This window comes from Clostridium sp. UBA5119 (assembly GCF_002414285.1).
Classification (GTDB): Bacteria; Bacillota; Clostridia; order Clostridiales; family Clostridiaceae; genus Clostridium_J; species Clostridium_J sulfidigenes.
In genome coordinates this window covers 1-14,271 of the sequence record NZ_DHYX01000071.1, presented here as the reverse complement: position 1 = coordinate 14,271, position 14,271 = coordinate 1, and the positions used below count along the sequence as shown (strand labels likewise).

The 14,271-nt window shown below is 32.1% G+C and carries 11 protein-coding genes; 9 read left to right on the top strand and 2 right to left on the bottom strand.

Translation table 11 applies throughout. From position 1 onward, the window contains the following. The 8 genes from B2671_RS11665 to recJ form a co-directional block, all read left to right on the top strand. The coding region (locus B2671_RS11665; protein WP_346870579.1) for an MATE family efflux transporter at positions 1 to 1,081 on the top strand (1,081 nt) is incomplete at its 5' end. A 148-nt stretch (positions 1,082 to 1,229) separates the two neighbouring features. Beyond that, complete coding sequence (locus B2671_RS11660) at positions 1,230 to 2,237, top strand: alpha/beta hydrolase (protein ID WP_346870578.1); 1,008 nt, start codon at positions 1,230 to 1,232, stop codon at positions 2,235 to 2,237. A gap of 231 nt (positions 2,238 to 2,468) precedes the next feature. Further along, positions 2,469 to 3,503 carry a tRNA 2-selenouridine(34) synthase MnmH gene (mnmH, locus tag B2671_RS11655; protein ID WP_346870577.1) on the top strand — a complete coding sequence of 345 codons (1,035 nt, stop codon included), beginning with the start codon at positions 2,469 to 2,471 and terminating at the stop codon, positions 3,501 to 3,503. Positions 3,504 to 4,067: 564 nt separating this feature from the next. Continuing rightward, positions 4,068 to 6,023 (top strand): DNA topoisomerase IV subunit B, encoded by a 1,956-nt coding sequence (locus B2671_RS11650; protein ID WP_346870576.1) that lies wholly within the window; start codon positions 4,068 to 4,070, stop codon positions 6,021 to 6,023. Between the two features lie 11 nt (positions 6,024 to 6,034). Further along, on the top strand, positions 6,035 to 8,950 hold the full coding sequence (locus B2671_RS11645) for a DNA topoisomerase IV subunit A (RefSeq protein ID WP_346870575.1): 2,916 nt from the start codon (positions 6,035 to 6,037) through the stop codon (positions 8,948 to 8,950). Positions 8,951 to 8,971: 21 nt separating this feature from the next. Then, the gene (locus tag B2671_RS11640; RefSeq protein WP_346870574.1) at positions 8,972 to 9,907 is read left to right on the top strand and encodes a pitrilysin family protein; all 936 of its coding nucleotides are present in this window, start codon (positions 8,972 to 8,974) and stop codon (positions 9,905 to 9,907) included. Next, the gene (locus tag B2671_RS11635) at positions 9,853 to 10,284 is read left to right on the top strand and encodes an insulinase family protein (protein ID WP_346870580.1); all 432 of its coding nucleotides are present in this window, start codon (positions 9,853 to 9,855) and stop codon (positions 10,282 to 10,284) included. The genes B2671_RS11640 and B2671_RS11635 overlap by 55 nt, the downstream gene beginning before the upstream one ends. A gap of 15 nt (positions 10,285 to 10,299) precedes the next feature. Beyond that, positions 10,300 to 12,084, top strand: coding sequence for a single-stranded-DNA-specific exonuclease RecJ (recJ, locus tag B2671_RS11630; protein ID WP_346870573.1), 1,785 nt, complete (start codon positions 10,300 to 10,302; stop codon positions 12,082 to 12,084). A 140-nt stretch (positions 12,085 to 12,224) separates the two neighbouring features. Here the strand turns inward: recJ and B2671_RS11625 are convergent, their stop codons facing one another. Both B2671_RS11625 and B2671_RS11620 read right to left on the bottom strand, forming a co-directional pair. Continuing rightward, the gene (locus B2671_RS11625; RefSeq protein WP_035129176.1) at positions 12,225 to 12,416 is read right to left on the bottom strand and encodes an alpha/beta-type small acid-soluble spore protein; all 192 of its coding nucleotides are present in this window, start codon (positions 12,414 to 12,416) and stop codon (positions 12,225 to 12,227) included. A 128-nt stretch (positions 12,417 to 12,544) separates the two neighbouring features. Continuing rightward, the gene (locus tag B2671_RS11620; protein ID WP_150845036.1) at positions 12,545 to 12,748 is read right to left on the bottom strand and encodes a small, acid-soluble spore protein, alpha/beta type; all 204 of its coding nucleotides are present in this window, start codon (positions 12,746 to 12,748) and stop codon (positions 12,545 to 12,547) included. 364 nt (positions 12,749 to 13,112) lie between these two features. Here B2671_RS11620 and B2671_RS11615 point away from each other — a divergent pair, with 364 nt between their 5' ends. After that, complete coding sequence (locus B2671_RS11615; protein WP_346870572.1) at positions 13,113 to 14,186, top strand: undecaprenyldiphospho-muramoylpentapeptide beta-N-acetylglucosaminyltransferase; 1,074 nt, start codon at positions 13,113 to 13,115, stop codon at positions 14,184 to 14,186. The last annotated feature ends 85 nt before the right edge of the window (positions 14,187 to 14,271 follow it).

The window sequence follows — 14,271 nt, the reverse complement described above, 5'->3', positions numbered from 1 at the left end:
TGACTACATTATACAAGGAGGAATATTATTTCCAGAGAAAATAATTTCAATTTTCAACATAGATCCTCAAGTTATTAAAATAGGAGCGAGCTATCTAAAAATAGTTTGCTTTAGCTATATCTTTACAGCTATATCTTTTAACTATGCAGCTGCCTTAAGGAGTGTAGAAAATACTGTACTTCCAATGTTAGCTAGTTTTTTAGGGCTAGTTGTAAATGGAGTTCTTAATACTGTCCTTATATTTGGTTTATTAGGTTTTCCAGAAATGGGAGTTAGGGGGGCAGCTATTGCCACCATCATAGCTAGAGGCTCAGAATGTGCACTTTTAGTTCTATATACCTATATTTCTAAGAATACTTTAGCGGCTAAAGCTAAAGATTTATTTAGTATTACAAGGAAGCTGGCTAAAAGCGTATTTGTAACTATGATGCCAGTACTTTTAAATGAAGCTTGCTGGGGGTTGGGCAACCTAACCTATGCAGTAATTTATGGAAGAATAGGAACTCAAGCTACAGCATCTATACAAATATGTACAACCATCTTTAATCTATTTATGATTATAACCTTTGGACTTGCCAATGTGGCGGTGGTAGTTATAGGTAAAGAAATTGGAGCTGGAAGAGAAAAACGAGGATTACTTTATGCTAGAAGACTATGTGTAGTTTCTTTGATTACAGGAGTTATATTAGCTGTAGTTTTAGCTATAACTTCTCCAATAGTTTTAACTGTGTTTAAGGTTTCTGAGGAAGTGCTAAGAAATTCTCTAAGGATTCTATATGTATACTCTGCTCTAATGCCTCTTAGAGTATTTACAGTAATTTTGGTAGTTGGAATCTTAAGAGGAGGTGGGGATGCTAAGTATGGTGCAATTGTACAGGGAATAACCCTATGGGGTATAGGAATCCCATTATCTTTCGTGTCAGCCTTTATATTACATCTTCCAATATATATGGTGGTTTCGGTTACAGCAGCAGAGGAAATTGTAAAATGTATTGTTGTAGTTAGAAGATATAAAAGTAACAAGTGGATAAATAATATAGTAAATCAAGTTTCTAAGGAAAATGTAGAAATAGCTCTATAATCCTTTGTGCATCGGTATGTGTTGCTTAGCAATTATAATACCGATTTTTTTAGTGAACTGTTGTCAGCCTGAAAAAATTTATATATAATTTATTATAAGGGAATTATTTGAAGATTATTTAAATAAAATATTTTAGGTGGGGTATATTATGACATATAAAGAAATGAAGTTAAAAATGAGAGATGGAAAAGAGATTTATTTATACAAATGGGAGCTAAATGAAGGTGTTAAACCTAAAGGAGTTATACAACTTATCCATGGTATGGCTGAATATGGTAGCAGATATGATAGATTTGCAAAGGAATTAGTTAGGGATGGTTTTATAGTTTATGCTGATGACCATAGAGGCCATGGAAAGTCTGCAGAAAGCCTAAGTTCTTTAGGATATATTAGCGATAATGATGGATTCCATGATATGGTGCATGATCAACGTGAAATAAATAATTTTATAAAAAAAGAAAACCCATCACTAGATGTTTATATTTTTAGTCACAGTATGGGGTCTTTCATAGCTCAAAGATATATGGAGATATATGGAGACACTGTTAAAGGTGTAATTTTATCTGGAACTGGTGGTAAACCTAATTCTTCAATGAATATGGGAATATTTTTGTCAAAAGTTATAATGAATCTTAGAGGTAGAAGAGCTAATGGAAGGCTAATGGATGATTTAGGCTTTGGAAATTATAATAAGCTAGTAGAAAATCAAAAAACTAAATATGATTGGTTAAGTAGGGACGAGGAGGAAGTAGAAAAATATATTCTAGACCCCTATTGTGGAGGAGTTTTTCCAGTATCCTTTTTCTATGATTTTTCAAGGGGAATGAAGGCTATACATAAAAAGGACAACCTGGCTGGCATACCCAAAAACTTATCTATAACCATGTTTAGTGGTGATAAGGATCCAGTAGGAAATTATGGCAAGGGAATATTATCTCTAGTTGATACTTTTAAAAATTTAGGTATTAAAAATTTAAGTTATAAACTATATGAAGGTGGAAGACATGAAATATTAAATGAAATAAATAGGGATATGGTTACAGAGGATATTAAGGAATGTTTAAACAGCTGGGTTGAAGGGGGTAATTATATTAGTAGTGACGTAATAACCTACACTAATACAACCTTTAAAGGCAATACTTTAAGTGAAAATTAAACCAGCACTTTAAATGAAAATAAAATTATATTTTAAATAAATTGAAAATAAACCTCAGGATTATTACGGGTTTGACATATTAATCATTACAATATAGAATAGATAGAGTTGTAGTTATTTGAAATTACTATGGTTTGCAAGTGTTGTTTACGAGAAAATTATAGGAAGTTTAGCCATTGTAAAACAAATGACTTCTTATTGAAAGATGTTACTTAATTTGGAGGAATGATTATGTCAAAAACCATAGAATATAAAGATCTAACTGGAGACTATGTCCTTGTTGATGTAAGAAGCACAGGAGAATTTAATGAGGCTACTATTAACGGTGCAGTAAGTATTCCTCTTTTTAATAATGAAGAAAGAGCACTTATTGGAACCATATATACTAGAAAAAGTACTGATGAAGCAAAGAGATTAGGTGTAGAGACAGTATCTAAAAAACTTCCTTATATATATGATAAAATTCATGAGCTTGAAAAACAACATAAAAATGTAGTATTATTTTGTGCTAGAGGTGGCATGAGAAGCGCATCTATTACGGATCTTTTAGGTGCCCTTGGCATGAGAGTTAGCAGAATCAAGGATGGTTATAAAGGCTATAGAGCCTTTATCAATGAGGCGTTGCCTAAGGTTAATGAAAAAGTTACATATATAGTACTTCATGGTAATACGGGAGTTGGAAAAACTGAGATTTTAAAAAAACTTAAAGCTAATGGATATGATGTATTGGATTTAGAAGGATGTGCTAACCATAGAGGCTCCATATTAGGTGCTGTAGGTCTTGGTGATGGTACTAGTCAAAAGCAGTTTGAATCTAATATCTATGAGGAATTAAAGGCTGTTAAGGGTAAATATGTATTCATTGAAGCAGAAAGTAGAAGGATAGGAAGAGTTTTAATTCCTGAATATATACATTCTTATATGAAAAAGGGAATTCATATATTTGTAGATGCTCCTTTAGATTTTAGAAGTAAAGTAATAATTGATGAATATACTAAAAATAATAGCTGTAATGAAGAAATTTGTGATGCACTAAGAAGATTAAAGAAACACATCAGTGAAAAAAATATAGAAATTTATTGTGATATGGTTAATAATGATCAGTATGAGGAAGTAGTTAAAGATCTTATGGTAAAGTACTATGACCCACTATATACTCACAGCTCTGATAAGTATGAATATGACAAAAAGCTTATGATAAACTCCATAGATGAAGGAGTAAAAGAATTAAAAAGCTTTATAGATAATTTAAAATGTGAAGAATAAACAGGATTCTGAATAAAATATGTATATTAAGTAAAGCTTATAATTAATGTTTATAGGACTTTCGTAAAATAAACTAATCTAAATGAACGTATAGCATGTACTTATATTATTATCGCTCAGCCGTTTCGAAGCATTGATTTACTAAAAGGATTTATTTAAGGTAAAATCTACAACACAACAACTCGCATGAACTCAAACAAGTTGTGTTGCCTAACGATTTTACCATTCATAAATCCTAAGTAAATCTAATGCTCCTACAAATGGCATTCGCTAACAATAATATTAAAGCGCAAGCTATACATTCTATATAAGATTAATAAATATTTTGCGAAAACCTAGTAGAACAGTAATTATAGGCTTTTTCATATGAAATTTTAATATTTACTATATTTTAAATAGATAACTTTGCAGTTCATTAAAGGGATAGAATTTTAATTTTTTAAAAAATAGAAAAAATACCGTAAAAATAGGAACGTTTGTTTTGGAATTTCAAGAAAAAACTTTACTCCTTTGGAATAAAGTTATACAATAACAAATGTAACTCAACTTTTAAGGAGGGATAATATGGCGCAAAAGGAGAATAATAGAGGGACTTATGAAGTTACAGATCTCACATCTCTTGAGAAATTAGAGCCAGTAAGGATTAGGCCTGGAATGTACATTGGCTCGACGGGGACTAAGGGTCTGCACCATTGTATATGGGAAATACTAGATAACTCTATTGATGAAGTTGCCAATGGATTTGGAGATAAGATAATAGTTACTTTAAATAAGGATAAAACTGTTACTATAGAAGATAATGGAAGAGGAATACCTACAGGAATACATCCTGTTAAAAATAAATCTGGGGTGGAGATGGTTTATACAGAACTTCACACAGGAGGTAAATTCAATAATAATAACTATAAGACCTCAGGAGGACTTCATGGAGTTGGAGCTGCTGTTGTAAATGCTCTATCTAAGTGGTTAGAGGTAGAAGTTAAACAAAAGGGAAATATTTATTTACAAAGATTTCATTATGGATATGACAAAGAACTTAAAAGGGACATGCCGGGAACCCCAGCTACACCTTTGAAGATTGTAGGAAAGTCTAATGAAACTGGTACTAAAGTAACTTTTTTAGCAGATGGTGAAGTTTTCGGAAATATAGATTATAAATTTGAAATAATTGATGAAAGATTAAAGGAGCTTTCCTTTCAAAATAAAGGAATTACCTTAATTCTAAGAGATACGAGGAAAGATGAAGTTGTAGAAAAGGTATATCATTCAGAGAGAGGCCTTTTAGACTTTATAGATTATTTAAATGAAAGTAAAACCGTCCTTCATAAAGAACCAATAATTTTTCAAGGAGAAAGAGAAATTAATGGACTTATGGTATTAGGAGAAATATGCATACAGTTTACAGATTCTACTGCAGAGCATATTGCTAGCTATGTAAATAATATTCCTACCAAGGAAGCTGGTACCCATGAAACAGGATTTAAGACTGGTATGACTAGAGCCTTTAAAGAAGGTAGTAAGAAGTTAAATCTTTTAAAGGAAAAGGATAAGGACTTTGAAGGGGACGATATTAGAGAAGGTATGACTGCCATTGTAAAGGTAAGAATTACTAATCCAGTCTTTGAGGGTCAAACTAAAACTAAGCTAGGAAATGTTGAAGCCTATTCTGCAATGAATGAACTTGCCTATAATAAGCTAAGTGAATGGATAGAGGATAATAAAGAGCTAGCTACTGTAATTATTAATAATGCCATTTCAGCTGCAGCTAGAAGAGAGAAAATTAAAAAAATAAATGAAGCAGAGAAGAAAAAGATAGGAAATGGTACTGCGCCACTGGCAGGGAAAATAGCTGTCTGTACTTTAAAAGACAGAGAATATACTGAGTTTATAGTGGTGGAGGGAGATTCTGCGGGAGGTTCTGCAAAACAAGCAAGGGATAGACGATTCCAAACCATAATGCCTTCTAAGGGTAAGATTATGAATACGGAAAAACAAAAATTAGAAAATGTTCTTGCTAGCGAAGAGCTTAGAATCTTTAATACTGCTATAGGAACTGGAGTTTTAGAAAACTTTAAACCAGAGGAATTAAAGTATGGAAAGATAATTATACTAAGTGATGCCGATGTAGATGGATATCATATCAGAACCCTTTGGATGACTTATGTTTATAGATATATGAGACAACTTATTCAAAATGGAAATTTATTTATTGCATTACCACCTCTTTACAAGGTTTATAAAATCACTAAAAATGGTGAGGTTAATAAGTACGTTTACAATGATGAAGAGCTAGATAAGGCTAAGAAGGAAATTGGTAAGGGTGCATTGATTCAAAGGTACAAAGGGTTAGGAGAGATGAATGCAGACCAACTTTGGGATACTACATTAAATCCAGCTACAAGAACTCTTCAAAGGGTTACCATTGAGGATGCTGCTAAGGCTGAAAAGATGATTTCCTTGTTCATGGGAGATGTGGTAGAGCCAAGAAGAAATTATATGTACAATCATGGTGAATTTTAGGAGGTGTTACAATGGCAAAGAAAAAAGAACCAATTCCAATAGATAATAATATTATAGATGTTTCTATAGATGAGGCTATGCCAGAGAACTATCTTCCCTATGCTGTAGAAGTATCAAAGGATAGAGCACTTCCAGACGTAAGGGATGGACTAAAGCCTGTTCATAGAAGAATTTTATATGGAGCTTATATGCTTAAGGCATTCCCAGATAAGCCATACTATAAGTCTGCCAGAATAGTAGGAGATATTCTAGGTAAGTACCATCCCCATGGAGATACATCAGTGTATGATGCCATGGTAATTTTATCTCAGGATTTTACTACAAGAAAGCCCCTTATAGATGGTCATGGAAACTGGGGGTCTATAGATGGAGATAGTGCAGCTGCTATGCGTTATACAGAAGCTAGACTATCTGGAATTGCCTTAGAAATGCTTAAAGATATAGATAAAGATGTAGTGGATATGATGGATAACTACTCTGATACAGAAAAGGAACCTACAGTTTTGCCTGCAAAATATCCAAATCTTTTAGTTAACGGAGCCTTTGGTATTGCTGTAGGATTGGCTACCAATATTCCACCCCATAACTTAGGAGAGGTTATTGATGGAGCTATTGCCTATGCAGATAATGAGGAAATTACTACTAGAGAACTTATGGAATACATAAAGGGACCGGATTTACCTACTGGCGGAATACTAATGGGTAAGGATTCTTTAGTGGCTGCCTATGAAACTGGGGAGGGAAAAGTGGTTTTAAGAGCTAAAACTCATTTTGAAACCTTGGAAAACGGTAGACTTGGTCTTGTTATTTCAGAGTTTCCTTATAGAAAAAATAAAGCTAAGCTCCTTCAAGCCATCTCAGATTTAACAGGGGATAAAAAGCATAGCAAAGCAGTGGAAGCCATTGCAGATATTAGAGATGAATCTGATAGAAATGGTATTAGAGCCGTTGTAGAATTTAAGAAAAACACTACAGAGGAAACGGCGGATAGAGTCCTCAAATATCTATTTAAGAGAACGGAGCTTCAATGTAATATATCCTTTAATATGGTGGCTTTAGCTGGTGGAAAGCCGAGAACCATGGGACTTAGGACTATAATTAAATACTATATAAAACATCAAAAGGAAGTTATTACAAGAAGAACAAAAAGAGAGCTAGAAATAGCAGAAAAGAGATTCCATATTGTAGAAGGCTTTATTAAAGCTATTGGAATCATGGATGAAATAATTAAAACTATAAGGGCATCTAAATCTAAAAAGGATGCAGGAGAAAATCTAATAAGCAAATTTGGCTTTACTAACCCTCAAGCAGAGGCTATTTTAGAGTTGATGCTTTATAGACTTACAGGCCTTGAAATTAAAATATTCCAAAAGGAACATAAGGAATTAGAGACTAAGATTAAAGGACTTAAGAAGGTATTAGGTAGTGAAAAGGAGCTTATTAAAGTTATTAAAAAGGAGCTTCTAGAGGTTAAGGAAAAATATGATGACCCAAGGAGAACTACTATTTTAGAAGATGATAGTGATGCTAATATTCAGTTGGAAGAACTTATAGTAGAGGAAGATGTGGTAGTAACCATGTCTAAGGATGGATATGTTAAGAGAACGGCTTTAAAATCCTTTGTTAGAACTACACAAAATACGGAGGATATAGAGTATAGAGAAGGAGACTTTAATAGATTCTTCTTTGAATGTAATACTAGAGATACCCTATGTATCTTTACAAATCAAGGAAATATGTATCAATGTAAGGTTGCAAATTTAATTGAGTTTAAGTGGAGAGATAAGGGTGAGAGAATTCAGGGCTTTATTAGGACTCTAAATTTAGATAAGGAAGAAATAGTAAATGCCTTTGTAGTACAGGATTTCTCTATTACTAAGGATGTGCTCCTTATAACCTCTAGAGGTCTTATCAAGAAAACTGAATTGAGCAAGTTTATTACTAATAATTCAAGACTTCAAGGTATTAAGCTTAAAAAGGATGAAGACTTGATAAGTGTCGAATTAGTAGATAAAGATATAGAAGAAAAATTTATTGAAATAACTACGGCTAAGGGATTAAACTTCATTGCACAGGAGCCTAAGGTTGAGCCAGTGGATAGAGGTATAGTTGGAAAACCTATAGTTAATTTAACCCATGGAGATAGGATAACTCAGTGTAGTTATGCAGATGAATTTAACTATAAAGAGTTCTATATAACTGTTAATAAAAAGGGAATTTTAAAAACTTCAAGTAGAAGAAGTGGAGAATCGGTTATAACTACATCAAACTCTAGTAGTGAGTTATTCTTATTTACAGCTCATGGAGAGTTATTTAAAATGTCAGCCTTAATGATACAAAACATAGATAAAAAGGGTATTGAACTGGAAAAGCTATTTGAAGGTTATGATTCTAAGAATCCAGTGATTGCAATAATATCTGTAGATACTAGAGGAAGTTCTAAAGAAAATTTCTACTTCTTTACTGAAAAGGGTGTAGTAAAGAAAACTAGTATAGAAGAATTCACAGGTGATTTTACAAATATCTCAGCATATAAATTTAAGACTCCAGAGGATAAGCTAATTAAAGTAGAGGTTGAAGCTGATAAAGGAGAAGGGTTACTCTTCACAAGAAAGGGTATGTGCCTTAAATTTGATTTAGAAGCCATAAATGTCATGGGGAAAAATGCCACTGGAGTTATGGGAATTAGCTTAAAGGATGATGATAAAGTTATCTTTGCAAAGGCAAGAAGTGGCGCTATTTCAAATAAAAATAATGAATTATGCGTAGATTTATTTGAAGAAAACCTGAAAATAACTACTAAGAATGGTCAAGAGAATATAGTTGATTTAGGAGCGTTACCAATTCAAAATAGAGCTGGTAGAGGTAAAAATATAATTGTGTTTATGGATGATGACTTTATAGAAAAGGTAGAGCTAATTAAGTAATAGAAGTAAAGTGGGGATAACATGGATAAGATATTTTTAAAACATGGAGTAAGGTTGCTTTATGAAAGAGTTCCAGGGAATATAACTTCTTTTACCATAGGACTAGAAGCAGGAGCTAATAGCGAAAATTTTAATAACATGGGAATTGCCCATGCTGTAGAACACATGGTGTTTAAGGGTACCCATAGTAAAAGTGAGAAGGAAATCAATGAAATATGCAATGAGTACCTAGGATTTCATAATGCTATGACTAATTATCCTTATGTAGTTTATTATGGAAGCTCCTTAAAGGAAGATTTTAAAAATGCCTTTAATATATATTTTGATATAGTATTTAATCCAGCCTTTAGAGAAGAAGGTTTTAAGGAAGAAATGGCAGTTATCATAGAGGAGCTTAAGGAGTGGAGTGATGACGTAGTTCAGCACTGTGAAGATTTTTTATTCTATGAAATCTTTGAAAAAAGAAGAATAAAGGAGTTAATCATAGGCAGAGAAGAAACTATAAAGGCTCTAACATTAGAACAGATAAGGGAGTATCATGAGAAGTTTTACACCCTAGATAACTGTGTAATTTCTGTGATAACAGCTTTAGAGCTAAGTGAGGTTATTGAAATCATTGAAGGTGAAATAACATCCTTGAAAAAGACAAAACCTTTATTAACACATAACACCTGTGAAATAGCAGCACTGAAAGGGGTAAAGCCATCCTTGATCCAAATGAGTTTCGAAAGAGTTTCATCAAGGGAAAACCAAGAAGAAAAGACTTTTTCCCTTTACGAGAATCCTAAGGCTGGAGTGTTTATTGAAGAGAATCTCTCCATTAATGGATGCAAAGTTCAATATATATTTCCAATTCATAACCTAAGTGAAAGGGAAGTTACCTTACTTCAATTATTTAATGAATATTTTGTAGGGGGCACTNNCTCTATGATGAAATCAGAACTAAGAGAGGATTAGTATATGATATTCAAGGAAAGGTTAAGGGAGAAAAGGGCATAAAACTATATACCATAACTTTATCTACATCTAAGGAAAATATTGATTTGGTTAGGGAGATAATTAAAGAAAACATTGATAAAGTAAAAACTTTAAAGGGCATATTCACTGAAGATTTCGTTAAAAAATATATAAAAAGTCAAAATTTAAAGAGAATGTTAACTCTAGAGAAATCCATAGTTTTATCTATGCATCTAGCTGTCTATGAAATAATGCACAGTGGTGGAGAATTACTTTTAAATGAGTTTTATAAACTAAGTAATTGCACAGAAGAAGAAATCCTTAGTATGATAAATAAGGTATTTATTAAGGAAACATTAGGAATCATAAGGAATTAAAGGTAAGGTGATTTGGTGAATACTGTTTGGAAAGATAGTCAGTGCTCTATAGAGGTTCTAAAGGAGCTACTTAAGGATATAAAGGTTACTCCTATTACTCTTAGGGTGCTCATGAATAGAGGAATAGATACTAAGGAAAAGGCAGATGAATTTTTAAATTCATCTTTGGATAAGCTATATAACCCTTATCTTATGAAAGATATGGATAAGGCCATAGAGATTATGGTGGAGGCTATAAATAATAAGGAAAAAATTATGGTCTACGGAGATTATGATGCAGACGGAGTTACTAGTACTACAATTCTTTATAAGGCTATAAAAAGTTGTGGTGGAATAGTAGCTTATCATATACCACATAGGGAAAATGAAGGCTATGGTATGAGTATTTCTAGAATAGAGACCATAGCAGAGGAAGGCTTTAATCTTATAATAAGTTGCGATAATGGGATTTCTGCTATAGAAGAGGTAAAAAGAGCTAAGGAACTTGGCTTAAAGGTTATTATCACAGATCACCATGAACTTCCCTTTGAGGAGGTAAATGGAGAAAGAAGGGTGGTAATTCCAAGTAGTGATGCCCTAATAAACCCTAAGCAGGAGGATTGTAATTATCCCTTTAAACTTTTATGTGGAGCTGGTGTGGCTTATAAGTTTTCTTTAGCTTTATATGAAGCTATGAATATGAAAGATAGAAATACTGATGATCTTCTAGAGTTAGCTGCCATTGGCACTATATGTGATGTTGTAGATTTGATGGATGAAAATAGAATCATTGCAAAGGAAGGGCTAAAGATACTTTCTAATACAAGAAATTTAGGAATAAAAGCTTTAAAACATATAATCGATATAAAGGATGAGGTAACTTGTTATAATGTAGGCTTTAACATTGGCCCTTGTATCAATGCTACAGGAAGGCTAGAAACTGCTGAGCTATCCTTAGATCTACTACTTTGTGAAGATATGGGTGAGGCTATGGATATAGCTACAAAGGTTTTTAATCTTAATAAGGAAAGGCAAGACCTTACAGCAGAAAGTGTGGAACAAGTTTGTGCTGACATAGAAGGCTCTTCTTTGACAAATGATAGAGTCCTTGTAGTATATAACCAGCATATCCATGAGAGTATTGCAGGAATTGTAGCAGGAAGAGTTAAGGAAAAGTATGGGAAACCAACCTTTATTTTAACTCAGGGAAAAGATATGCCAAAAGGTTCAGGTAGATCAATTGAAGAATATAATATGTTTGAAGAAATGCTAAAATGTAAGGATATACTAAGCAAGTTTGGTGGACACCCAATGGCGGCAGGGCTTTCCATTGAAGAAAAAAATATTGCAAAGTTTAGACAATTATTAAATGAAAACTGTAATTTAAGTGAGGAAGATCTTGCTTCTAAAATGAGAGTAGACTCTCCCATAAAATTAAACTATGTAGGGGAACAGGTTGTACAAGAATTCAAGTTATTAGAGCCATTTGGAAAGGGAAATCCAACGCCAATTCTTCAAGGTAATAGAGTTTTAGTAGCAGATATAAGATTTTTAGGCAGTGAATATCAGCATGTTAAATTTAGATTTAATGTGGAAGGTACCAATAACCTGATAGATGGTTTATATTTCAATAAAAGAGATGAAGTTATTGAGATTTTAAAAGATATCTATGGTGATGAATATGGAGATATTGGAAATGGATATATAAGACCAAAGAGTCTATTTCTAAATATATTATTTCAGCCAGATATAAATGAATATATGGGAAGAAGAAGTGTGCAATTAAAACTTAAAGATATAAAATTAAGCATTTTAAAATAAATAATAAGTGAAATATACGGGCAATATAGCTTATTTATTTTTGAAGATGTCTTAAACTAATAAAGAGATGCACCTATAAGATGCATCTCCTATTTAGGGTTTACTTACTATTAAATAATTTATTCAGATATTAATATATCCTATAAATTTCTTTCGTAAGCTTCAACCATTTTTTTAACCATTTGTCCGCCGATTGATCCAGCTTCTCTAGAAGTTAAATCACCATTATATCCTTCTTTTAGGTTAACTCCAACTTCTTGAGCTGCTTCCATCTTAAATCTGTCTAAACCTGCTTTAGCTTCTGGTACTAATAATCTACTTTTGCTTGTCATTTTATATTCCTCCTCCAATAAATTAGTAGAAGTCAACAAACATATTAATGGGAACTTCTTATTATTTAAACAAATTTTGCTAACTTCTTAAATAATAAACTTACCACATGCTACTTACAAATGTTTAATTAAAGATTTTTTTCGTAAGCTTCAACCATTTTTTTAACCATTTGACCACCAACTGATCCAGCTTCTCTAGAAGTTAGGTCTCCGTTATATCCTTCTTTTAGATTAACTCCTACTTCTTGAGCAGCCTCCATTTTAAATTTGTTTAAACCTGCTTTAGCTTGAGGTACTGCTGGTTGATTAGAATTATTATTATTGTTTGACATGTATTTTCACCTCCTTTGTTTTGATAATAGTATTGTACCCGGATATAAGAAGATTATTTAAGAGAATGGGTGGTAACATATGAAAGATTATGAGAAATTACCTTTTTATGTATATATTCAATAGTTTTTAATATAAAATTTATATTTTATATTTACATTTGTCTTCATATGTGGCATAACTTAATAAGAAGCATAATATATCTAATATAATAAAAAACATATTATAATAAAGATCTATATAGTAATAACATTATTTTTAGCTTTAGCGAGATTACATATACTCGTCTAAGGCTTAGATATTTTTATTTTAAATATTTCAAGGCTATTAAAGCTTTTACTAGCTAATTTTAGGAGGACTTTTAAATTGAGTAACAAAAAAATCATTATGACAGGTGGAGGAACAGCTGGACATGTAACTCCCAATATCGCACTTGTGCCCAAGCTAAAGGAGCTAGGATATGAAATACAGTATATAGGTACTGAACATGGAATAGAAAGAAAACTTATAGAAGCAGAAAAAATTAAATATCATAGTATTTCTAGTGGTAAGTTAAGAAGATATTTTGATGTAAAGAACTTTACAGATCCTTTTAAGGTTATTAAAGGGGTTTTTGAAGCAAAATCAATTATAAAAAAAGAAAAACCAGCCATAGTTTTTTCAAAGGGAGGATTTGTATCAGTTCCAGTGGTGTTAGGAGCTTATTTTAATAAAATTCCAATTATAATACATGAGTCAGATATTACACCTGGTCTAGCAAATAAAATATCCATGCCTTATGCAACAAAGATTTGTGTTACCTTTGAAGAGGCTATGGACCATGTTAATAAAAAGAAAGCTGTACTTACAGGTTCACCAATTAGAAGTGAACTATTTAAGGGAAATAAAACAAGGGCTAAGGAATTTTGTAAATTTAAAGATGATAAGCCTGTAATTTTAGTTACTGGAGGAAGCTTAGGTTCAAGAATTATAAATGAATGTGTTAGAGAAGCACTTCAAGACATACTTAAAACTTTCAATGTAATACATCTATGTGGAAAAGGTAATTTAGATAAAAGTTTTAATGTAGTTGAGGGATACGCTCAGTTTGATTATATTAAAGAACAGTTATCAGATTTAATGCAATTGTCAGATATAGTAGTTTCTAGAGCTGGGTCTAATACTATATTTGAACTTTTAGCTTTAAAGAAACCAAATATTTTAATACCACTATCAGCTAAAGCAAGTAGAGGGGATCAAATTTTAAATGCTAAATCTTTTAATAAATCTGGATATAGTAAAGTTGTAGAGGAAGAAAATTTAAATGCATTGACTCTTTTAGAAGCTATTGAGGAAGTTAATAGAGATAAAGAAACATATATTAAAAACATGAGCAAAAGCAAACAAAGGGACAGCCTTGGAAAAATAATAGACCTAATAGAAAGCTGTAAAAGAAAATAAGAAAATCCATGAAATACGTACTATGACAACAACTATTTAACTAGTTTCATAGTTAAATATATAAAAAGGGGGCGTCGCAAAATAA